Source organism: Bradyrhizobium sp. USDA 3262 (genome assembly GCF_054060035.1).
Genome location: NZ_JBSSCT010000001.1, coordinates 220,117 through 241,553, shown reverse-complemented (window position 1 = coordinate 241,553; position 21,437 = coordinate 220,117). Strand labels below are relative to the sequence as shown.

The window sequence follows — 21,437 nt, the reverse complement described above, 5'->3', positions numbered from 1 at the left end:
TGGCGTGTCCGCGATGTGCCGTCGCCCAAGGTTCGTTCACGCCTGGCGTGTCCGGAATGACGATCAGCTGAAGGAGTGCTTCCAATGCCCACCATCACCACCAAAGACGGCGTCGAGATCTTCTACAAGGATTGGGGTTCGGGGCAGCCGATCGTGTTCAGCCACGGCTGGCCGTTGTCGTCGGACGACTGGGACGCGCAGATGCTGTTCTTCGTGGGGCGCGGCTTTCGTGTCGTCGCCCACGACCGCCGCGGCCACGGCCGCTCCGCCCAGGTCGCCGACGGTCATGACATGGATCACTACGCCGACGACCTCGCTTCCGTCACCGCGCATCTCGACCTGAAGAACGCCGTCCATGTCGGCCATTCCACCGGCGGTGGCGAGGTGGTGCACTACATCGCCCGCCACGGCGAGAGCCGGGTGGCGAAGGCGGCGATCCTGAGCGCGGTGCCGCCGTTGATGGTGCAGACGGCGAACAATCCCGGCGGCCTGCCGAAGTCGGTGTTCGACGGCCTGCAGGCCCAGCTCGCCGCCAACCGCTCGCAATTCTACCGCGACCTGCCGGCCGGGCCGTTCTACGGCTACAACCGGCCCGGCGCAAAACCGTCGGAAGCCGTGATCCAGAACTGGTGGCGGCAGGGCATGATGGGCGGCGCCAAGGCGCATTACGACGGCATCGTCGCGTTCTCGCAGACCGACTTCACCGAGGATCTGAAGAAGATCAACGTGCCGGTGCTGGTGATGCATGGCGACGACGACCAGATCGTGCCCTACGCCGACTCCGCCCCGCTCTCGGCCAAGCTTCTGAAGAACGGCACGCTGAAGACCTACAAGGGTTTTCCGCACGGCATGCCGACGACGGAGGCCGAGACGATCAACGCCGACCTGCTGGCGTTCATCAAGGGCTGAAGGTGAGAGAGGCTGTGCTCTGCGCCGCGCGTCTCAACATTGCGCAGCCTCAATCCACCTCGCCCGGTGGCTTACTCCTCTCCCCACAAGGGGCAGGGCAATCGCATATGGAATGAACCGATTCTTCCGCGCCGTCATGGCCGGGCTTGTCCCGGCCATCCACGTCTTCTCTTCGCGTGGAAACGAAGACGTGGATGCCCGGGACAAGCCCGGGCATGACGAGTTTGTGGGAACTCCGATCGCCTCAAACGGCCATATGCGATTGACCTACCACACGGGGGGAGGAGTCCGAAGCATGTGTTCGCCTTACGAGGACTATGTTTCGGAAGCGCCGTGATCGGCTGGCTCACTCAAAAATCGCGCGGATCGCTGCGAACAGGCGCTTGGCGACCAGGTCCGGCTTCTCGCGGGCGCCATCGTCGGCCCAGAGCTCGCTGCCGACGCGCATCGCGCCGGTCGTGATCATCGCGACCAGCCGGGCTTTCATCCGGTCGTTCTTGTGGTTGGCGCGCTTGAGCAACGCGTTGGCGAGCTCACGCTCAAGCCTTTCATATTTGGCCTGATCGCGCGCTTGCAGCGCTGGATTGTCGCGCTTCAGCCGCGCTAGCGCGACCGCCTCGCGTGGGTCGATCTGCTTGACCATGTCGGCGATGGCGTTCTCGGCGGCCTGCAGCATGGATTCAGTGGCCGGGCGCGCCGCAACGGCTGCGATCAGTGCCGCGGTACCGTCCTCCTGCCAGGCCAGCACCACGTCTTCCTTCGAGGCGAAATAGTGAAAGAAAGTGCGGCGCGAGACGTCGGCGGCGGCGACGATGTCGTCGAGCGTGGTCGCCTCGAAGCCGCGCTCGAGAAACAGCATCATCGCCGCCTTGGTCAGCCGCTCCCGGGTCTCCTGCCGCTTGCGTGCACGCAGGCCCGCCGCCGGCGGCGGGCGATTCGCTTTGGATTGCATCGACTTGACCGGTTTCTTGGCCGATTTCCTGGCCGGTTTGCGCGCGGGCGCCGGACGTTGCAATTTTTCACCCCTTGCAAAAATGCACTTAGTGCACATTTCGTCGGATGCGGCTGGACCCGCAAGAACCCGACGAGAAACCCGAATCGTGTCGCAAGGAGATATAAGCATGACCGGCTGGAGCACTGCAGACATTCCGCGGCAGGGCGGCAGGATCGCCGTGATCACGGGCGCTACCGGCGGACTCGGCTACGAGACCGCGCTGGAACTGGCGCGCGCAGGCGCCAATGTCGTGCTCACCGGCCGCAACGGCGCCAAGGGGCAGGACGCGCTGGCGCGGATCCGCGCGCAGCTTCCCGATGCCGCGGTGACCTATGAAACGCTCGACCTCGCGAACCTCGCATCGGTTGCCGATTTCGCCGGGCGCTTCGCCGCCACGCATAACGCGCTCGATCTCCTGATCAACAATGCTGCGGTGATGTCGCTGCCGAAGCGGCAGGTCACCGCTGACGAGTTCGAGATGCAGTTCGGCACCAACTATCTCGGCCACTATGCATTGACCGCGCTGCTGTTGCCGCAGCTCCGCCGCGGCCACCAGACCCGCGTCGTCAATCTTTCCAGCCTTGCGCATCGCTCCGGCGTCATCAATTTCGACAATCTGCAGGCCCGCCGTTCCTACGCGCCGTGGCGCGCCTACTGCCAGTCGAAGCTTGCGATGCTGATGTTCGCACTCGAATTGCAGCGTCGCAGTGCGATCAACGGCTGGGGACTGATGAGCAATGCCGCGCATCCCGGCTACGCGCGCACCGAGCTGATCCCGAACGGTCCCGGCACCGACAGCCTGTCGTGGCGGTTCGGTCGATATTTGCAGCCCATCATGAGCCACTCCGCGGCGGCGGGCGCATTGCCGACGCTGTTCGCGGCGACCTCAGCCGCGGCCCAACCGGGCGGCTATTACGGCCCCAACGGGTTTTACGAGTTGAAGGGCCCACCTGCGCCGGCGCGCATCATGCCGCACGCCAGGGACACCGCGGTAGCGCAGCGGCTATGGGATATCTCGGCGGCGCTGACCGGTGTATCGTTTGATCAGGTCGCAACCGCCGCCTGAACGGATCGGGCGGCAGCGGGGCAATCGAGATGAAGGTCATCCTGTTCGGCGCGACCGGCATGGTCGGGCAGGGCGTGCTGCGCGAATGCCAGCTCGATCCCGGTGTCGAGCGCGTGCTCGCGGTTGGGCGCAGTCCGACCGGGCAGCGCGATGCCAAGCTTGTCGAGTTGATCCACGACGATTTCGTCGATTACAGCGCGATCGAACCGCAGCTTGCCGGCTACGACGCCTGCTTCTTCTGCCTCGGCGTCTCCTCGATCGGCATGGACGAGGCACGCTACCGCTATCTCACCTACGACATCACGCTGGCCGCGGCGACGGTGCTGGCGCGGCTCAATCCCGGCATGGTGTTCAGCTATGTCACGGGGCGCAGCACCGATTCCACCGAGCGCGGCCCGTTGATGTGGGCGCGCGTGAAGGGCAAGACCGAGAACGATTTGCTCAAGCTGCCGTTCAAGGCCGCCTACATGTTCCGGCCCGCCGGGATCCAGCCGCTGCATGGCGTCCGCTCCAAGACCGGCTGGGTGCAGGCGATCTATGTCGCGACCTCGCCGCTGCTTTCCTTTCTGGTGCGGGTCGCCCCGAGCTACATGACGACATCGGAACAGCTCGGCCGCGCCATGCTGAAGGTCGCCCGCGACGGCTACCCCAGGCCGGTGCTGGAGAGCGAGGACATCAATCGCCTCTGAAGCGCGGTGGCCGGTTCCCTCGAGCGGCGATTTCGCCAGGTCTCTTGGTACCTCCCGGGCCGCGAGGCGTTATAACCACCGTCATGTCCCCACCCGCGCCGCTGAAGCTGATCGCCCTCGATGCCGATGACCTCGCGGTCATCTCGGCCCATGTGCAGGACGCCCACGTCCAGCCCTCCGACATCGTCTGGCGCCAGGACGAGAAGCGGCTCGTGGTCGGCCTGAACCGGCTGGACTGGGAGCAGACCCTGTCGGGCGGCACCTGCTCGCGCCGGCTGATCGCCGCGCTCAGGTTCGACCGGGTGCTGGCATGCAAGTCGCGCAATATCGACCTGGAGGCCCCGGAAGCCACCCTGGAACTGCTCGGGATCGAGTTCTATGCCTCCGACCCGCCGGGCGGCAGCGCGCTCCTGATGTTCGGCCATGGCGGGGCGCTGCGGCTGGATGTCGAGTGCCTGGAGTGCGAATTGACCGATCTCGGCACCGACGATCTCGGCGTGGCGCCGGGGTAGTTATGCCGTCGTCCCGGCCTGGTGCGCAATTGCGCCCCAGGCCGGGACGACAGCAATTTCAGCTCCCCCCAAGGGTTGACGGCCATTATCCGTCGCGCCATTGAGCAGGGACCCGAATTCCTCCTAAGAAAGCCGTCATGCCCGTTCGCCTGGACCGACAGAGCGCCGATTTCGAGCAGCGATTCCGCGATTTCCTGGCGGCCAAGCGCGAGGTGTCGGCCGACGTCGAGCGCGCCACCCGCGCGATCGTCGACGACGTGGCGGCCCGCGGCGATGCGGCGCTGCTCGAGGCGACCAAAAAGTTCGACCGGCTCGATATCGACGCGGCCGGCATGCGCATTACGGCAGCCGAGATCGACGCCGCGGTTGCGGCCTGCGACCCCGAGACCGTCGAGGCGCTAAAATTCGCGCGCGACCGGATCGAGACCTTTCACCGCCGCCAGTTGCCGAAGGACGAGCGCTTCACCGATGCCGCCGGCGTCGAGCTCGGCTGGCGCTGGAGCGCGGTCGATGCGGTCGGGCTCTATGTGCCAGGCGGTACCGCGGCCTATCCGTCCTCGGTATTGATGAACGCGGTGCCGGCCAAGGTCGCCGGCGTGCCGCGCGTGGTGATGGTGGTGCCGGCGCCGGACGGCAAGCTCAACCCGCTGGTGCTCGCTGCCGCCCATCTCGGCGGCGTCTCGGAAATCTACCGCGTCGGTGGCGCCCAGGCGGTGGCGGCGCTGGCCTACGGCACCGCGACGATCGCGCCGGTCGCCAAAATCGTCGGCCCCGGCAACGCCTATGTCGCCGCGGCAAAACGGCTGGTGTTCGGCAAGGTCGGCATCGACATGATCGCCGGTCCCTCCGAGGTGCTGGTCATCGCCGACGACACCGGCAATGCCGACTGGATCGCGGCCGATCTCCTGGCGCAGGCCGAGCATGACGTCAGCGCGCAGTCGATCCTGATCACCGACAGTGCACGGCTCGCCGCCGACGTCGAGCGTGCGGTCGAGGCGCAGCTGGCGACCTTGCCGCGCGCCGAGATCGCCCGCACCTCGTGGAACGATTTCGGTGCCGTGATCAAGGTGGCAAAACTCGACGACGCGGTCGAGCTCGCCAATGCGATCGCGGCCGAGCATCTCGAGATCATGACCGCGGACGCCGAGGGACTGTCGAACAAGGTCCGCAACGCCGGGGCGATCTTCCTCGGGGCCCATACCCCGGAGGCAATCGGCGACTATGTCGGCGGCTCCAACCATGTGCTGCCGACCGCGCGCTCGGCGCGGTTCTCGTCGGGCCTCGGGGTGCTTGACTTCATGAAGCGAACCTCGATCCTGCGGTGCGGGCCGGATCAGTTGCGTGCGCTCGGGCCCGCCGCGATGACGCTCGGCCAGGCCGAGGGTCTCGATGCCCATTCACGTTCCGTCGGATTGCGCCTCAACCTCTCATGAACAAGCCACCAGACGACGAGGATTCCAACAATCGCATCGTCGCGGTGACGCTCGACGAGGAATCGATCGGCCGTTCCGGGCCCGATATCGAGCATGAGCGCGCGATCGCGATCTACGATTTGATCGAGCAGAACCTGTTCGCTCCCGAGGGCGCCGCCGGGCCGGGGCCCTACACCCTGCATATCGCGATCACCGGCAACCGGCTGATGTTCGACATCCGCAAGGAGGACGGCGCGCCGGTGGTCGCGCATCTGTTGTCGCTGACCCCGTTCCGCCGCGTCGTGAAGGACTACTTCATGATCTGCGACAGCTACTATCAGGCGATCCGGACCGCGACGCCGGACAAGATCGAGGCGATCGACATGGGCCGCCGCGGCATCCATGACGAGGGCTCGCGCACGCTGCAGGAGCGGCTCAAGGGCAAGGTGCGCGTCGATTTCGAGACCGCGCGGCGGCTGTTCACGCTGATCACGGTGCTGCACTGGAAGGGTGAAGGCGCATGATCGGTGACGCGATGATTGACGGGGGCGTACCCCGATCGAAAAAAGCCTGATCGCATGGAAGCGCCGCGCGCGCGCAACCCCCAGGCCGTGCTGTTCGCATGCGGCCTGAACAGCGTGCGGTCGCCGATGGCCGAAAGCCTGCTGCAGCAGATGTTTCCGCAAGGCCTCTATGTGCGCTCGGCCGGGGTGAGGAAGGGTGAGCTCGATCCGTTCGCGGTCGCCGTCATGGCCGAGCTCGGCCAGGACATTTCCAGCCACAAGCCGCAAACTTTCGAGGAGCTCGAGGACTGGGAGGGGCTGAACTTCGATCTCATCATCACGTTGGCTCCTGAAGCCCATCACAAGGCGCTCGACCTCACCCGCACGCTCGCGGCCGACGTCGAATACTGGCCCACCGTCGATCCGACCGGCACCGAGGGCTCGCGCGAGCAGAAGCTGGCCGCCTATCGCGAGGTCTGCGACGGTCTCCTGCTGCGCATCCGTCGCCGCTTTGCCAAGGCCGGCGCGGCAAACCTGTGAGGCTCCGTGAGGTGACGGGACCAGCGTGTTCCGATTCGCAGTACCGCCGCTTGTCGCCAGACTGACAAACAGCTGTGCTTATGGGGCCTTGTCTCCAAGCGGGGGCGCGATTCGCGGCCGGTTCCAAGGTTGTGCATCCATGCCCCATCCGATAGGTTCCGCCCGCGTCCGTCCCCCCGATTCAGCCCAAAAGCCCGCATGCTAGGCCGTCCCAAATTCGTTCTTGCTTCCGGTTCGCCGCGGCGGCTGGCTCTGCTCAACCAGGCCGGCATCGAGCCCGATGCGCTGCGCCCGGCCGATGTCGACGAGACCCCGCGGCGGGGCGAGTTGCCGCGCGCCTGCGCCAACCGCCTGGCGCGCGCCAAGGCCGACGCGGCGCTGAAATCGGTGCATCTTGACGACGACCTGCGCGGCTCCTTCATCATCGCCGCCGACACCGTGGTCGCGGTCGGCCGCCGCATTTTGCCCAAGGCCAATCTGGTCGACGAGGCCGCGCAGTGCCTGCGGCTGCTGTCGGGCCGCAATCACCGCGTCTACACCGCGATCTGCGTGGTGACGCCGCGCGAGGCATTCCGTCAGCGCTTGGTCGAAACGCGCGTGCGCTTCAAGCGGCTCAGCGAGGACGACATCCAGGCCTATATCGGCTCGGGCGAATGGCGCGGCAAAGCCGGCGGCTACGCGGTGCAGGGCATTGCCGGATCGTTCGTGGTCAAGATGGTCGGTTCCTACACCAATGTGGTCGGCCTGCCGCTCTACGAGACCGTGACCTTGCTCGGCGGCGAGGGTTTTCCGATCCGCCACGGCTGGCTCAACTCCGTCGCGGTGTGAGGTATCCACTTTCGTGCGGCGACGGCAGTCCACCTCTCCCGCTCGCGAGGGCTTTGCGCAAAGGGGAATCTGCGATTCTCTAAGACCGATCTGAAGGGGGAGGCGGGGATGGCGTATCGGCAGGTTGGTCAAGCGAGCTTCGCAGATGCGCTGGTGTCGCGGCGGGGGAAAGGGAGTTCGGTGCTGAGGCGGATTTGCGAGCTGGTCGATTGGGCGGCTGTGGAGTGCGTGCTGCGCAGCCTTGCTGAACCGGAGCGTGGAGCGCCGCCCTATCCACGGCTGGTGATGTTCAAGGCGTTGCTGTTGCAGCAATGGTATGGGTTGTCTGATCCGGAGCTGGAGGAGGCGCTCGATGATCGGGCCTCGTTCCGCGAATTCTGCGGCTTTGTGCTCGGTGACGAGACGCCCGACCACACGACGATCTGGCGCTTCCGCGAAGCTTTGCAGCAGGCCGATCTGGAGGAGAGGCTGTTCGGCGAGATCCTGCGCCAGATCGACGCGCGCGGGCTGGTGCTGCGCCGGGGCACATTGATCGATGCGAGCCTGATCCCGGCGGCGGTGAAGCCGCCGAAGCCGCCGAAAGACCCGCTGCCGCTCGGCCCGGACGGGCGTGCGCCGAGCAAGCTGGTCAACAGCGAGCGGGATGCGGATGCGCGATGGACCAAGAAGGGTGGCAAGCGGTACTTCGGCTACAAGGCGCATGTCGGCGTCGACCAGGGCTCGGCGATCATCCGTCGCAGCAAGCTGACCGACGCCGCGGTCAACGACACGGTGCCGGCCGACGAGTTGATCTGCGGCGACGAGAAGGCGGTCTACGCCGACCAGGCCTATGACAAGCACGAGCGCCGCGCCCTCCTCGCGGCCCGGGGCATCAAGCCGCGGCTGATGTTCCGGCCCAACAAGCATCATCCCCTGACCGCGCGTCAGAAGCGCTTCAACGACGCCGTGGGACGGCGCCGCGCCCCGGTCGAGCAGGTCTTCGCGCGCCTCAAGGGCGTCTATGGCTGGGCGCGCGCTCGCTATCTGGGCTTGGCACGCAATCAGACCCATCTGCATCTTCTCTGCCTCGCCATGAACCTCAAACGATGGGCAATGCTGCGTCCAACGGGTGTTGCGCTGTGACCGCCGCTCCGCAATGCCGTCAATCGGCCGCCCAAACGAAGCTGTCCACTCCCGCGCGCCCCCAGAAGCCACGCAAAAAAATGCCTGACACTGGCCTGCACCCGCGCACGCCCGATTGCGCAAAGCCCTCGCAAGCGGGGGAGGTCGTAGGACGCGATAGCTTGCCGCAGGGGCGCTGCCAAAATATCGAAAACAACCCCATGCAAAGGAGCCGTCGGCTGCCGGCGTTCCGACACGGCAGCTTGACTCGTCGGGCAAATCAGCGGCATTCTTCCATTATCCAGAAATCGCGGAGACGCCCCTCGCTCCGAAGCTATCGCCCTGCTCTAGCGGGCGCGGTCGCCGTCCCGAGCCACGAGGCCAAGCACCTGCGCGGCCGGCGAAGACGCATATGCGATTGCCCTACCCGCAAGCAGAGAGGGGAGCGCAGCGGAACATGCGGCAGATGATGTAGACTCCGTCCCAGCCATGACTGACCAAGCCCGAACGCCCAAGGCCACACCCTCTGCCACCCCGCGCGCCTGCCCGATCTGCGGCAAGCCCGTCGAGCAGGCCTTCCGCCCGTTCTGCTCGGCGCGCTGCCGCGACGTCGACCTCAACCGCTGGCTGACCGGCCGCTATGTCGTCCCAGGCCGCGAGGACGACGCGGAGGACCCGGAATAGCCAAGATTTCCCAACAAGTTGGGGAAAGGGTGCTGGGCGGGCCGCGCCCGGCGAAGCGTTTCGCGAAGCCGGGTGGACACGACGCTCCGACCTCTCTATAAACCGCCCGCTCGCTCCGGCCTTTCGGCCCCGCGAGTATGCCCAGGTAGCTCAGTTGGTAGAGCATGCGACTGAAAATCGCAGTGTCGGTGGTTCGATCCCGCCCCTGGGCACCATCACCCTTGATGCTACCGTAATCAGCGATCGCTCCATGCAGGCGCTCGTCCCGGCGTAGCCCGGAGGGCGGAGCCGGATGGTTCGATCCCGCCCCTGGGCACCATTTCCGTTCGACAAGCGCCCGGTGCTCCCCGCTGCGCCTCAACCCGCGTACAGGTAGTTCGGCAGCCACAGCGTCATGCCCGGCCAGAGATACATGATCACCATGCACAGGATCACGATCAGCATGTAGGGCATCATGCCGGCGAAGATCTGGTTCAGCGTAACGTGCTTCGGGGCGACGCCCTTGAGATAGAACGCCGACATCGCGACCGGCGGAGACAGGAACGCGGCCTGCAAGTTCACGAACACCAGCGTGCCCCAAAGGATCGGATCGATGTTGAAGTGCTTCAGCATCGGCAGGAAGATCGGCACAAAGATGATGATAATCTCGGTCCATTCGAGCGGCCAGCCCAGCACGAAGATGATCACCTGCGACAAGATCATGAACTGCACGGGCGTCATGTCGAGCGAAAGCACCCAGCTTTCCAGCAGCGCCTGACCGCCGAGAATGGCGAACACCGCCGAGAACAGCGCCGAGCCGACGAACAGCCAGCACACCATCGCGGTCGTCTTTGCGGTCAGGAACACCGCTTCCTTGGTGCGCTTCCAGTCGAGCGTGCGGGCGTGGAAAGCGAGGATGAAGGCGCCAGCGGCGCCGACGCCGGCGGACTCGGTCGCGGTCGTGATGCCGAACAGGATCACCCCCAGTACCACGACGGTGAGGATGCCGAGCGGCATCACCGACGACGTCAAGAGCTTCAACACTTCGAAACGTTCGCCGTCCATGCGCAAGTAAGAGCGCGCCGTCCACGCAGCCAGCACGGCGGCTGATATCGCGAACCAGATGTAGAACTGGGTGTCCGGTCCCTTTTCGGCGGGCGACAGCTCCTTCGGCTCGACCGGGCTGCCGAGCTGCTGCAGGCCTTCGACGGCTCCGCTCGCGGCGCCGGGCTGCTGGTGGATCACGACGTACCACCAGACCGTGCCAAGCGCGGCTGCGGTCATCAGGAACGGCACCAGCGAAATGAGGAAGTTCTGCACGATCGCGCCATAGCCCATCGGCTTGCCGTCGATCCGGAGCGTCTTCGCCCTTGCGGGCGAGAGCAGTGCCTTGAACAGGCCGACGAACAGGTTCGGCGAATACAGCGTCGCGAAATTTCTGATCCATTCGGGCACGTTGACGCGGGTCTGTTCCTCCGGCAGCGGCGGGGCGATCTTCGGGTTGATCATCGCCCAGCCCACGACATAGACGAGGTAGAGGAACGCCAGGAAGAAGCCGGGAAGCATCGCCGCCGCATAGAGCTTGACCACGGACTGGCCGGCGACCGCGGCATAGACGATGATCATCACCGAAGGCGGGATCAGGATGCCGAGCGTGCCGCCCGCGGTGATGACCCCGGAGGCGAGCTTCACGTCATAACCGGCGCGCAGCATCGGGTTGAAGGCGATCACGCCCATCAGCACCACCACCGCGCCGACGAGCCCGGAGGCGATGCCCCAGAACGTGCACACGATCAGGGTCGCAACCGCGAGCGAGGCGGGCAGGCGGCGGAAGGCGAGCTGGATCGAATAGAACATCTTGTCGACGAGGGCGCCGCGCTCCATCACATAGCCCATCAGCACGAACAACGGGATGGAGATCAGCACGTCGTTGGTCATCGCGCCGTAGGTGCGCTGGACCATCAGCTCGAAAACCTTGTTGTGCGTCCAGTTCTGCGACGGGTCGTAGAAGGCGATGAAGCCGAAGAACATGCCAAGGCCCATCAGCGTAAACGCCGTGGCAAAGCCCATCATGATGACGACGACGATGAGCGTCAGCATCAACAGGCCGAGCGCCGGATCGCTCATGTGTTCAGGTCCCCGCCCATGCCGCGCTGCCGCGCCATTTCATCGATGCGCGCCGCGCCCTCGATGGCGAGCTTGCGCGATTCCTCGTCCACGAATTCAGAGTGCGCGAGCTGCTCCCCGATGACGTCGGTCTCGGCGACGTCGGCAAGCCGGCTCGGCCATTCGCCGGTCTTCAGGCACACGATGCAGCGGATGATCTCGCCGATGCCCTGCAGCATGATCAGCGCGCCCGCGATCGGGATGACGGTCTTGAAGTGGTAGACCGGCGGGCCGTCCGCCGTGACGTTGGAATGCTCGTTGATGTGCCAGGAGTCCGCGGCGTAGAAGTAGCCGGCATAGATCAGCGCGGCGATGCCCGGGATGAAGAAGACGAAGTAGAGAACGAGGTCGAGCGCGGCCTGCGTGCGCGGGCGCATCGAGGAGTACAGGAAGTCGCCGCGGACATGGGCGTTCTGCGCCAGCGTATAGGCGCCGCACAACATGAACAGCGACCCATACAGCATGTTCTCGGCGTCGAAGATCCATGCCGTCGGCATGTTCACGGCATAACGCTTGAACACCTCGATGCAGACGACGCTCATCAGGACGATCATCAGCCAGGCGGTCGCCTTGCCGACCCAGGTGGAGATGCCGTCGATCGTGTGCAGCAAACGCTGTGCGCTCATGTGATACGGTTCGGCATAAGAAGCGATCCCAACATAGCACAGGGCCCCCCGTCGGGGGCGGACGGCGCCTTGCCGGCTCTATCTCGCCATCAGAGTTTCTTGGCGGCGGCGTTTGGCCCGAAATAGTGATCGTAGGCCATGCGGCGGCTCACCACCGTGTCCTGCTCCCACTGCGTCGCGCGCTTGGCGAACTCGATCTGCGACTGCACGATCTCCTTGAACAGGGGATTTTCCGCCGCCTTCTTCTTCACCACGCCATCATAGATCTCGAGCTGCTGCTTCAGGATGGCGTCGGGCGTCTTGTAGAACTTGACGTTGTCCTTGGTCTGCAACTCGACGTAGTCCTTGGAGTAGCGGTCGATCGCCTTCCACGACATATCGGCCGAAGCCGCGTCCACCGCGTTGGCGATGATCGCCTTCATCTTCTCCGGCAGCGCGTTGTACTTGTCCTTGTTGAACGTGATCTCGAACTGCTCGGCGTTCTGGTGATAGCTCTGCAGCATGCAGACCTTGGAGACGTCGGGGAAGCCGAGCACGCGGTCCGAGGTGGCGTTGTTGAATTCCGCCGCGTCCAAGAGGCCGCGGTCCATGGCAGCCACGATTTCGCCGCCGGGCAGCGCGTTCACGGCTGCGCCCATCCCTGAGTACACGTCGATGGAGATTCCGACGGTGCGAAACTTCAGCCCCTTGACGTCGTCGGGCTTGGTGATCGGCTTCTTGAACCAGCCGAACGGCTGGGTCGGCATCGGACCGTAGGGGAACGAGACGACATTGGCGCCGATCGATTCATAAAGTTTTGCGAGCAACTCCTTGCCGCCGCCATAGCGGTGCCAGGCCAGCAGCATGTTGGCGTCCATCGCAAAGCCCGGTCCCGAGCCCCAGAGCGCCAGCGCCGTCTGCTTGCCGTAGTGATAGACCAGCACGCCATGGCCGCCGTCGAGCACGCCCTTGGAGACGGCATCGAGCAGCCCGAAGGCGGGCACGACAGCGCCTGCCGGCAGCACTTCGATCTTGAGCTCGCCGCCGGTCATGTCGTTGACCTTCTTGGCGTAGTCGAGGGCGTATTCGTGGAAAATGTCCTTTGACGGCCAGGTACTTTGCCAGCGCATGCTGATCGGCCCCTGGGCGCTGACGACGCTCGGCGCGGCTACCGTCGCGGCGGCCCCCGCAGCAGCGACCTTGAGAAAGCCGCGGCGGCTCGAAGTGCTGCCCTTGTTTGATTTGGTCATGGCTGCCTCCTCCCCTTTGAAATAGCGGTCCTTTGCGGATCGGCCCTTTTTTATTGGAACAAGTCAAAGTCTTGCGCAGGGGTTTGGCAAGAATGTTCGGAATGATGCGACGCTACGACGCGGACTGCGGTGATGACGCGCCACTCGAGGACCGACCACGGAGGCGTAGCCGCCTTTCGGAAGAGCAGATCATCGGAATTTTGAAAGAGCATGAGGCCGACGTTTCGGCCGCCGATCTGCCGCAAGCATGGCGTCAGCGACGCCAGCATCTACAAATGAAGAGCGAAGTTCGGCGGGATGGAGGTGTCAGAGGCCAAGCGGCTGAAGACGCTGGAGGACGAGAACACGGCTGAAGCGGTTGCTGGCCGACGCCATGGTCTGGACGGCATGTGTGGTCCACCCCGTCCATGCATGGTGTCGTGACGTCGTGGGTGACGATTTCAGTTGCATGAATGTATCCGGCCTCTCGCGAGTGGACTGCTGTTGCAGAGATCCGAGCACGCGGCTCATGCGCTGACGCCTTAAATTATATAGTTACTTCAATAACATATGAGTTCGCATTTTTATTCTGAATGGCGCACCATTCCCCCCGATGCGATCGTAGCCAGCCATCCCTCCACGCAGACGCTCGTCCCGGCGTAGCCCGGAGGGCGAAGCCGGATGGTTCGATCCCGCCCCCGGGGCACCAGAATTCCTACGCCCAACCTGTCGGTGGCTCGATTCCGCTCCCTGCACGAGATGTAGCGGTATTGGGCGCAATGTGACGCCTCTGTGTGAGTAGGATTTTGAGTAGGGCGGATTTTCCGCCGAGGCCGCCTACTCACGAAAGGGGTGGCGGGTCGATTCCCCTTTTGCAATCGAGCGGTCGCAGATTTTCTAGCGCATGCTTCAATGAGGGGCATGTACAGGTACGTCGTGTAAAGTCACTCGACAGCCGACGGATTCCAATTTGTCTTCACGCCCGCGAAAGAGCTGAGGCAGCACGATTTATTGCCCGATGATCGTAGCGATCCAACCCACAAGGCCAACCACATTCAAATTCGTGATTGCCCTTGGTGGCAAATCGAGCCGCCATGCATCGTACAACCTCTTCGACGACGGCTCCAAATCCGCTACAGAGCTACTTTCAGATAGGGTGCGGTCAAGCTGCCTTTTGCGTCGGCAACTTCACGCGGAACGCCGCCGGCGATAACGCGACCGCCGTCTTCGCCGGCCCCGGGGCCGAGATCGATGACCCAGTCCACCTGCGCGATGACCCGCATGTCATGCTCGACGACGACGACGGTGTTGCCGGCGTCGACAAGTCCCTGCAGTTGACGCATCAGGCGGTCAACGTCGGCGGGATGGAGGCCGGCAGTCGGTTCATCGAGCAAATAGAGTGTACTGCCGTGCTGCGCACGCTGGAGTTCGGTCGCCAACTTGATCCGTTGCGCTTCGCCGCCAGAGAGTTCCGTCGCCGGCTGGCCCAGCCGCAGGTAGCCAAGCCCGATCTCGCGCAACACGGTGAGCGGCCGCAACACCTGCGCTTCGTCGGCGAAGAACTGGCAGGCCTCGTCGACGGTCATCTGAAGCACTTGCGCGATGTTGCGGCCATGCCATTCGATCTCGAGCGTCTGCGGATTGTAGCGGCTGCCGTTGCAGGTCGAGCAGGGCGCATAGACGCTGGGCAGAAACAGCAACTCGACCATCACAAAACCTTCGCCCTCACAGGTCGGACAGCGCCCTTGCGCGACGTTGAACGAGAATCGACCTGCGCTGTAGTGGCGCTTTCGCGCCATGGGCGTGGCGGCGAAAAGCTTGCGTACATGATCGAACAGGCCGCTATAAGTCGCCAAATTCGAGCGCGGCGTGCGCCCGATCGGCTTCTGGTCCACCTGGACAAGGCGGCGGATGTGGTCCATGCCGCCAACAATGCGCCCTTCGGCGGCCGCCTGCGTCACCGCAAGCAGAGGATCAAGCTCGTCCTCGTCCGACGCGGCGAGCGGCCGCCCGAGTCGTTCGCTCACCAGTTCAGGGAGCGCCTGGCTCACGAGACTGGATTTGCCAGAGCCCGAAACGCCGGTGACCGCCGTAAAGCAGGCGACCGGAAATGCGACATCGAGACCATGCAGGTTGTTGCGCGTCACACCTTCCAGCCGCAGCCAGCCCTTGGGCGGTCGGGGCGTGCGCTCGACCGCAGCCGGTTTGCCGAACAGATAGCGGCGGGTGATCGAGGCCTCGACGTCTGCCAGCCCCGCAGGCTTCCCGCTATAGATGACGCGGCCGCCCTTCTCACCGGCTCCCGGGCCCACGTCCACCAGCCATTCGGCACGGCCTATGAGATCGAGATCGTGCTCGACGACGAACAGCGAGTTGCCCGCGGCCTTGAGGCGTTGGAGGATGGCGAGCAATGCCTCGCCATCCGCCGGATGCAGCCCGGCCGAGGGCTCGTCCAGCACATAGACGACACCGAACAGGTGCGAAGATAGCTGGGTCGCAAGTCGCAGGCGCTGCAGCTCGCCCGACGACAGCGTTGGCGTGCTCCGGTCCAGCGACAGATAGCCGAGCCCGAGATCGGTGAGCGGCGCAAGGCGCTCGAGCAATTCCGAAGCCAGGCGTTGGGCGGCGATACGCTTTTCTTCGGAAAGATTCGGGGTGCGGCGGATGTCTGGCGCACTCTTGTGCGCCGATCCGCCTGCGGCGACCCGGCGCTCGATCGCAGCACTACGCGCCTTTTTGTCGAGGACGCCGGCGTGCGAGTATTCTTGCGCGCCCGTCTGCTCGCCGCGCGCAACGGGCGTCAGCAATTCCGCCAGTTTCAAGAACGACAGCTTCCCGAATTCGGAAATATCGAGCCCTTTGAATTTCACCGACAGTGCCGCGCGCGTCAGCCGCTTGCCGTGGCAGGTCGGGCATTCCTGGCCGATGATGAACTGCGTGACACGCTTTTTCATCAAGGGGCTTTTTGTGTTGGCGAACGTATCCAGCACATAGCGCCGGGCACCCGTGAACGTACCCTGATAGCTCGGTTCAAAGCCGCGCTTGATCGCGACGCGCGTTTGCTGCGGCGTAAGGCCTGCATACACCGGCACGGTCGGTTGCTCGTCCGTGAACAGAATCCAGTCGCGGTCCTTTTTCGGCAGATGGCGCCAGGGCGTGTCCACGTCGTAGCCAAGCGACACCAGAATATCGCGAAGATTCTGTCCGTGCCATGCGGGCGGCCAGGCGGCGATTGCGCGCTCGCGAATCGTCAGCGAGCTGTCCGGCACCATCGTTTTCTCGGTCGCGTCGTAGATCCGGCCGAGTCCATGGCAGGTGGGGCAGGCCCCTTCGACGGTGTTCGGCGAGAAATCCTCGGCATAGAGCATCGGCTGATTCCGCGGATACTCGCCGGCGCGGGAATAGAGCATCCGCACCAGGCTCGACAGTGTCGTCACGCTGCCGACCGACGAGCGCGCGTTCGGCGAACTCCGCTGCTGCTGCAAGGCAACCGCCGGCGGCAATCCGTCGATCGAGGTCACGTCCGGAACGCCGGCCTGGTCGATCAACCGGCGTGCATAGGGGGCGACCGATTCCAGGTAGCGGCGCTGCGCCTCGGCATAGAGAGTGCCGAATGCGAGCGATGACTTGCCGGATCCGGATATGCCCGTAAACACCACGAACGCGTCGCGTGGAATGTCGACGTCGACATTCTTCAGATTGTTTTCGCGCGCGCCCCGTACCCTCACACAATCGGATCGCTCTGCAAGGTTGTCCCGAGCGGCGGTCAATACCGGGTCCGGATTTCCGTTCATGTCACGCCTTTCCGGGGCGGCATCCCGTTTGGGTGGTCGCTCGTCTTTTCGTGCTCATTCGAAGGATAACGGCCGATAAGAGACTTGAGGCGATCAAAAAAGAAACTGGAGGCACTGTAACAGGGAGCGATACGCGAAATACTGCCAGACGCGACGATTATTGCGGTTAACTGTCGCTCCGCGTTGTCGGAGATCCAGCCGATGAACCGCGTTTCACCGCCCTCCGGAATGCCTTCACCGCCGACGCGCCATTTAGGCAGGGGGCTTCCGAGCGCCCGTAACCTGCTGCAGCTGCAGAGTGGTTCTGAATTTCGAGAGGGTGAGCCGTAAATTATAGTGTAATTTCAATGATATAAGAGTTCATTGTTTTATTCTGGGTGGCGCACCATCCCCTTGACGCTACCGTAATCTGCAATCGCTCCACGCAGGCGCTCGTCCCGGCGTAGCCCGGAGGGCGAAGTCGGATGGTTCGATCCCGCCCCTGGGCACCATCCCCTTGATGCTATCGTAATCAGCAATCGATGCGTCGACGGCTCACGCGCGAACGCGACCTTCGTCCGCGCCGCCGATGTCGCCGCGACCGACAGGACGTGAGGCAGGCGGCCCTTGCAGGCCGCCTGAGAGCAGACAAGCCTACTGGCAGAGATGCTGGAGTCCGTCGGACCCCTTGAAAGTGGTGCCGGGCCTGCAGACGATGCCGTTGTGCGACGCGTAAGTGTTCCAGTCGCCGTTCCACGCGTAGTAGTCGCCATATGCGGCGGGCCGATCGTAGGCGCCGTATGCCGCGTAGGAATTGCGCCAGCCGCCGAAGGGAGCGGTCGCGATCGCCGCGGCCGTTCCGACGGCAGCGCCCGCCACGCCGGCGGCGGCCCCCACCGGTCCCACCGGTTCGCGATAGGCGGTTCGCCGCTGATAATAGCCTCGCCTGCTGTCGTACGGGCTCCCGGCTCCTCTATTGAGGCAGTTGGCGTTGGCGAACTGAGATGAACAGGCGGCCGGGTTGGAGAAGACCGCTTGCGCCGACGCGGGGCTCGAAACTGCGGACGCCACTATCACGGCCGCGCCAAGAACTCTTAGACTCATCATGGCTTGCTCTCCCTGGATTTGGTTTGCTTGCGACAGGGCTTGTTTAAAGCCGCATCGGAACGTTTCCGTTCTTCTCGCATGCAATCAAATGCAACCTCAGGAAGTGGTTCCTGTGCGCCTCGCACGATGCATCAAATCGACGTGACTGATGGACGATTGAAGGATGACTTCAGCGAAGCGGCACAAGCGCGGCGCAGTGCCGACTGAGGATAGGCCAAGCGACACGACAGGAATCAAAATGCCGCTCCCCGTCGGCGAAGGCGCAAAGCTGCGTTCGATGATGACGCCTTCGCATATACGGGGAAGTCTTCGCAAATACGGGGAAGTCCGGCCATTGTATCAATTGGTAGAAAAGCGCAAAAGGGCGAGCGCGGTGACGATCCTGATCGGCCTCGGTGATCAGGATCGCGCGGTCTTTCGACGCAAGGAGGCCCATTGCGGAGCGACGCCGCCACAGACCTCGTTGCCGAACTCGTTCGCGCAATCCGGGCCCAAGTTGATCAGGCGGTCCGCGATCTCGAACTCGGCGGAGATGTGATTAGCCCGGCATCGCCGACGAGATGATGCCTAACAGACCCTCACGCTTTGCTGAACATACGCGTAACCGTTCCACACGTTTCGCGTCTGATAGCAGGAGTTATAGGCCGTCGCGGCTCCGATGGCTGCGCCAGTCGCCAAACCGGCTGCGGCAGCTCCGGCGCCCCAACCGCCTCGATAGTAACCGCCACCGCGGTAATAGCCGCCGCCGGCCCAACGCGCGCGGCCGCCGTGCCAGCCACCGGCATGCCATCGCGTGCCGCCGCCGTGCCAACCAGGTCGCATGCCTCCGCCGTGGAAGTGAGCCGATCGAGCGCCGGCTCCGCGCCGGGCCTGTGCGTCATAAGGAAGTATCATTGCTGCAGATGCGATGAAGCTGAGAACCAGCAAAGCCTTGGTTGGTCGCATATCCGGACTCCTTACAAGGGTGTCCCGATCAATCCCGCTGAACGTGCTTCGTTCCGTTGGTTCAACTGCGTGCCACGCTGGCACAAGATGCATAAGGCAGTGGTCGCAGCAAAGCGCGACAGCAAGCGTCTTTGCGACGCTGAACATCTCCTCATGCTCGCTCTTCGAAGACGTTCGACCGCAATCAGATGAAAGCATTAACCTGCAGGATGGACGGTCCGCGCGATCGCGCGCTTGAGTATCGGAACTCGTTCTGCGAAATTCCCGCAAGCGCGAGGCGGGAACCTGGCCGGTGCCGGCTCGTTTGCCCCGGCGGCGCTTGGCGCCTGTATCGTGCGAGCAATTCCGCGCCTGAAGGAGGCTTCAAGCATGGCCAGGAAATTCAAGGTCGGCGATCACGTCAGCTGGAATTCCGAGGCCGGCCGCGTCTCGGGCACCATCATCGCGGTTCACACCAGCGATTTCGACTACAAGGGGCACACGCACCGCGCCTCGGAGGCCGATCCGCAATACGAGATCAAGAGCGACAAGACCGATCACGTCGCGGCCCACAAGGGCAGCGCGCTGCATCATGCCTAGCAAAGACGTGGCGCTTCCGTTCTTCACGATCGGTCATTCCACCCGCAGCCTCGAGGATTTCATCGCTCTCCTCGGCACGGTCGCGATCGAGCGCATCGTCGACATCCGAACGGTGCCGCGGTCGCGCACCAATCCGCAGTTCAACATGGATGCGCTGCCCAAGCCGCTCAAGGCTGCGGGCATCTCGTATGAGCATCTGGCCGATCTCGGCGGGCTCCGCGGCAAGGCGCGAAGCGTGCCGCCGTCCGTCAATGGGTTCTGGAGCAACGAGAGTTTTCACAACTACGCCGACTATGCGTTGTCGCCGCAGTTTCATGCGGCGCTCCAGCATCTGCGCGACGAAGGGCGCCGGCAACGCTGTGCGATGATGTGCTCGGAAGCGGTGTGGTGGCGCTGCCACCGCCGGATCGTTGCCGATTATCTGATCGCGTCCGGCGAGACCGTCGTCCACATCATGGGGGAGGGCCGCCTCGAGCCCGCCCGTCTCACCGAAGGCGCCGTCGTCCAGGGCGACGGCACGGTGGTCTATCCGGCGACGGGTGAACTGGATTTATGAAAGGGGGCGAGGCTTGCGGCTGCACCGCGCCGCGCCCACTCACTCCACGCTGCGTTTCCAATAGCCGGTGCCGAGCTTGCCGGTGATCACGGCAATGGCGTCGCGGACCTCGTAGGAGCCGCCGTCGCTGTAGTTCCTCAGTCCTCGCAGAGCATGCAGGGTCCAGCGGCCGTTGGCGAAGCTGACGGTGCCTTCGTGCGGGCGCGCGGCGCGGGAGGGCTCGGCGTGGAATTGGTAGGTGCCGTCGGCCATGATCCGCCAGATCCAGCGCGACTGGCCGCGACCATCCGGCACCATGATCTCCCAGGTGCCGACCAGCGCGGGATCGATCGCGCCGGCTGACGTCGTCGATGGCGCCGACAATGCGGCGGCCGCCGGCGCAGCGTTCGCCTGTTTCGTGGCGGCGGCGTCGGTCGGCGCGGCCACGAGATAGATCGCCTTGCGCGACAGCGAGCCGTACACAAACGGCTGCTGCGCGTTGCGCGTCGCCTCCATCACGTCGTCGCGGACGTTGCGGAACATGAAGGTGACCTCGACGCCCGGCGTCTCGATGTTGCGCAGCAGCGCCGCGGCGAACGGGCTGTTGCGGCCGTCGCCGTCGAGCGCAATGGTGCCGTCGCGGGCGGCATAGGCGACCAGCACGTTGCCGACCGGCTCGATGCGGCCGAGCCCGCTGCCGGCAGCGGCGCGGGTGGCGAGTGAGCGGCTCATCTTCGTCGCGAACGGATTGTTGCGGCAGGCATCGAGGATGACGAGGCCGAGACTTCCGGTGTTGGCGACCTGCAGCATCACGCTTTGCAGGCTGATCGCTTCATTGGCGGCGTCGGTATCGCGCTTCAGCTCGGCATCGACCGGGATCAGCCAGTTGTCGCCGTTGATCTCCATGCCATGGCCGGCGAAGTACACCGCCGCCATGTCGGCGCCCGCGGCATTGCGGCCGAATGCGATCAGTCCGCGCCGCATCTCGTCGAAGCCTGCGTTGGTGATGAGCGTCACGGTAAAGCCGAGCCGTTGCAGCGCGGCGGCGACATCGCCGGCATCATTCGGCGGATTGGACAGCGCCGGCACGCTCTTGTAGGCGCCGTTGCCGATCACCAGCGCCACCCGCTTGCCGTCGGCCGCAGCCGGCGCGGCGAAGCCTGCAAGCGCCGCGGCAACGGCCAGTCCCGAGACAAACGCGCGGCGGTTCATGCGGGCCCCGATCGGAAGTGACCGGCGCATGGTAGCGCAGCGGGCGCGATGCGGCCACGGAAATGGCGG

At 64.5% G+C, this 21,437-nt stretch carries 19 protein-coding genes, 1 tRNA gene and 1 pseudogene; 14 read left to right on the top strand and 7 right to left on the bottom strand.

The window, feature by feature from the left end; all coding sequences use genetic code 11:
* The first annotated feature begins 84 nt into the window (after positions 1–84).
* Complete coding sequence (locus ACVWYP_RS01125) at positions 85–909, top strand: alpha/beta fold hydrolase (RefSeq protein ID WP_304497430.1); 825 nt, start codon at positions 85–87, stop codon at positions 907–909.
* A 346-nt stretch (positions 910–1,255) separates the two neighbouring features.
* Here the strand turns inward: ACVWYP_RS01125 and ACVWYP_RS01120 are convergent, their stop codons facing one another.
* On the bottom strand, positions 1,256–1,861 hold the full coding sequence (locus tag ACVWYP_RS01120; RefSeq protein ID WP_245288637.1) for a TetR family transcriptional regulator: 606 nt from the start codon (positions 1,859–1,861) through the stop codon (positions 1,256–1,258).
* A gap of 169 nt (positions 1,862–2,030) precedes the next feature.
* On the opposite strand from ACVWYP_RS01120, the gene ACVWYP_RS01115 reads away from it, so the two are divergent.
* The 10 genes from ACVWYP_RS01115 (at position 2,031) to ACVWYP_RS01070 (ending at position 9,453) form a co-directional block, all read left to right on the top strand.
* Positions 2,031–2,969, top strand: a complete 939-nt coding sequence (locus tag ACVWYP_RS01115; RefSeq protein WP_304497429.1) for an SDR family oxidoreductase — start codon at positions 2,031–2,033, stop codon at positions 2,967–2,969.
* Between the two features lie 29 nt (positions 2,970–2,998).
* Positions 2,999–3,658, top strand: coding sequence for a Rossmann-fold NAD(P)-binding domain-containing protein (locus ACVWYP_RS01110; RefSeq protein ID WP_304497428.1), 660 nt, complete (start codon positions 2,999–3,001; stop codon positions 3,656–3,658).
* A gap of 83 nt (positions 3,659–3,741) precedes the next feature.
* The gene (locus ACVWYP_RS01105) at positions 3,742–4,170 is read left to right on the top strand and encodes a DUF2948 family protein (protein WP_304497427.1); all 429 of its coding nucleotides are present in this window, start codon (positions 3,742–3,744) and stop codon (positions 4,168–4,170) included.
* 137 nt (positions 4,171–4,307) lie between these two features.
* The gene (gene hisD, locus ACVWYP_RS01100; RefSeq protein ID WP_304497426.1) at positions 4,308–5,603 is read left to right on the top strand and encodes a histidinol dehydrogenase; all 1,296 of its coding nucleotides are present in this window, start codon (positions 4,308–4,310) and stop codon (positions 5,601–5,603) included.
* Positions 5,600–6,106, top strand: coding sequence for a UPF0262 family protein (locus ACVWYP_RS01095; protein WP_016841326.1), 507 nt, complete (start codon positions 5,600–5,602; stop codon positions 6,104–6,106). Before hisD ends, ACVWYP_RS01095 begins: the two co-directional genes overlap by 4 nt.
* Before the next feature lie 54 nt (positions 6,107–6,160).
* Positions 6,161–6,625: an arsenate-mycothiol transferase ArsC gene (locus ACVWYP_RS01090; RefSeq protein WP_304497425.1), complete on the top strand. Its 465-nt coding sequence runs from the start codon at positions 6,161–6,163 to the stop codon at positions 6,623–6,625.
* Positions 6,626–6,823: 198 nt separating this feature from the next.
* A complete protein-coding gene (locus ACVWYP_RS01085) occupies positions 6,824–7,453 on the top strand; it encodes a Maf-like protein (RefSeq protein ID WP_018269043.1) in 630 nt (209 codons plus the stop codon).
* Between the two features lie 108 nt (positions 7,454–7,561).
* The gene (locus tag ACVWYP_RS01080) at positions 7,562–8,575 is read left to right on the top strand and encodes an IS5 family transposase (protein ID WP_259244704.1); all 1,014 of its coding nucleotides are present in this window, start codon (positions 7,562–7,564) and stop codon (positions 8,573–8,575) included.
* Positions 8,576–9,043: 468 nt separating this feature from the next.
* Positions 9,044–9,238, top strand: a complete 195-nt coding sequence (yacG, locus tag ACVWYP_RS01075) for a DNA gyrase inhibitor YacG (protein ID WP_069280262.1) — start codon at positions 9,044–9,046, stop codon at positions 9,236–9,238.
* A gap of 139 nt (positions 9,239–9,377) precedes the next feature.
* Positions 9,378–9,453, top strand: a tRNA-Phe gene (locus ACVWYP_RS01070).
* Positions 9,454–9,595: 142 nt separating this feature from the next.
* Here ACVWYP_RS01070 and ACVWYP_RS01065 read toward each other — a convergent pair.
* The 3 genes from ACVWYP_RS01065 to ACVWYP_RS01055 form a co-directional block, all read right to left on the bottom strand.
* On the bottom strand, positions 9,596–11,344 hold the full coding sequence (locus ACVWYP_RS01065) for a TRAP transporter large permease (protein WP_304497424.1): 1,749 nt from the start codon (positions 11,342–11,344) through the stop codon (positions 9,596–9,598).
* On the bottom strand, positions 11,341–12,009 hold the full coding sequence (locus tag ACVWYP_RS01060; protein WP_304497423.1) for a TRAP transporter small permease subunit: 669 nt from the start codon (positions 12,007–12,009) through the stop codon (positions 11,341–11,343). Before ACVWYP_RS01060 ends, ACVWYP_RS01065 begins: the two co-directional genes overlap by 4 nt.
* A gap of 89 nt (positions 12,010–12,098) precedes the next feature.
* On the bottom strand, positions 12,099–13,238 hold the full coding sequence (locus ACVWYP_RS01055; RefSeq protein WP_304497422.1) for a TRAP transporter substrate-binding protein: 1,140 nt from the start codon (positions 13,236–13,238) through the stop codon (positions 12,099–12,101).
* Positions 13,239–13,342: 104 nt separating this feature from the next.
* Between ACVWYP_RS01055 and ACVWYP_RS01050 the strand changes: the two are divergent.
* Positions 13,343–13,617, top strand: a pseudogene (locus ACVWYP_RS01050) (transposase); the annotation flags it as partial.
* Positions 13,618–14,350: 733 nt separating this feature from the next.
* Here ACVWYP_RS01050 and ACVWYP_RS01045 read toward each other — a convergent pair.
* Both ACVWYP_RS01045 and ACVWYP_RS01040 read right to left on the bottom strand, forming a co-directional pair.
* Positions 14,351–17,011, bottom strand: a complete 2,661-nt coding sequence (locus tag ACVWYP_RS01045; RefSeq protein WP_369525543.1) for an excinuclease ABC subunit UvrA — start codon at positions 17,009–17,011, stop codon at positions 14,351–14,353.
* A gap of 633 nt (positions 17,012–17,644) precedes the next feature.
* Positions 17,645–17,896, bottom strand: a complete 252-nt coding sequence (locus tag ACVWYP_RS01040; RefSeq protein ID WP_453945798.1) for a hypothetical protein — start codon at positions 17,894–17,896, stop codon at positions 17,645–17,647.
* 1,515 nt (positions 17,897–19,411) lie between these two features.
* On the opposite strand from ACVWYP_RS01040, the gene ACVWYP_RS01035 reads away from it, so the two are divergent.
* Positions 19,412–19,621: a hypervirulence associated TUDOR domain-containing protein gene (locus tag ACVWYP_RS01035; protein ID WP_028338922.1), complete on the top strand. Its 210-nt coding sequence runs from the start codon at positions 19,412–19,414 to the stop codon at positions 19,619–19,621.
* Positions 19,614–20,177 carry a DUF488 domain-containing protein gene (locus ACVWYP_RS01030; protein ID WP_304497420.1) on the top strand — a complete coding sequence of 188 codons (564 nt, stop codon included), beginning with the start codon at positions 19,614–19,616 and terminating at the stop codon, positions 20,175–20,177. The genes ACVWYP_RS01035 and ACVWYP_RS01030 overlap by 8 nt, the downstream gene beginning before the upstream one ends.
* A gap of 39 nt (positions 20,178–20,216) precedes the next feature.
* Here ACVWYP_RS01030 and ACVWYP_RS01025 read toward each other — a convergent pair whose 3' ends face one another.
* A complete protein-coding gene (locus ACVWYP_RS01025; protein WP_304497419.1) occupies positions 20,217–21,368 on the bottom strand; it encodes a caspase family protein in 1,152 nt (383 codons plus the stop codon).
* Positions 21,369–21,437 lie beyond the last annotated feature (69 nt).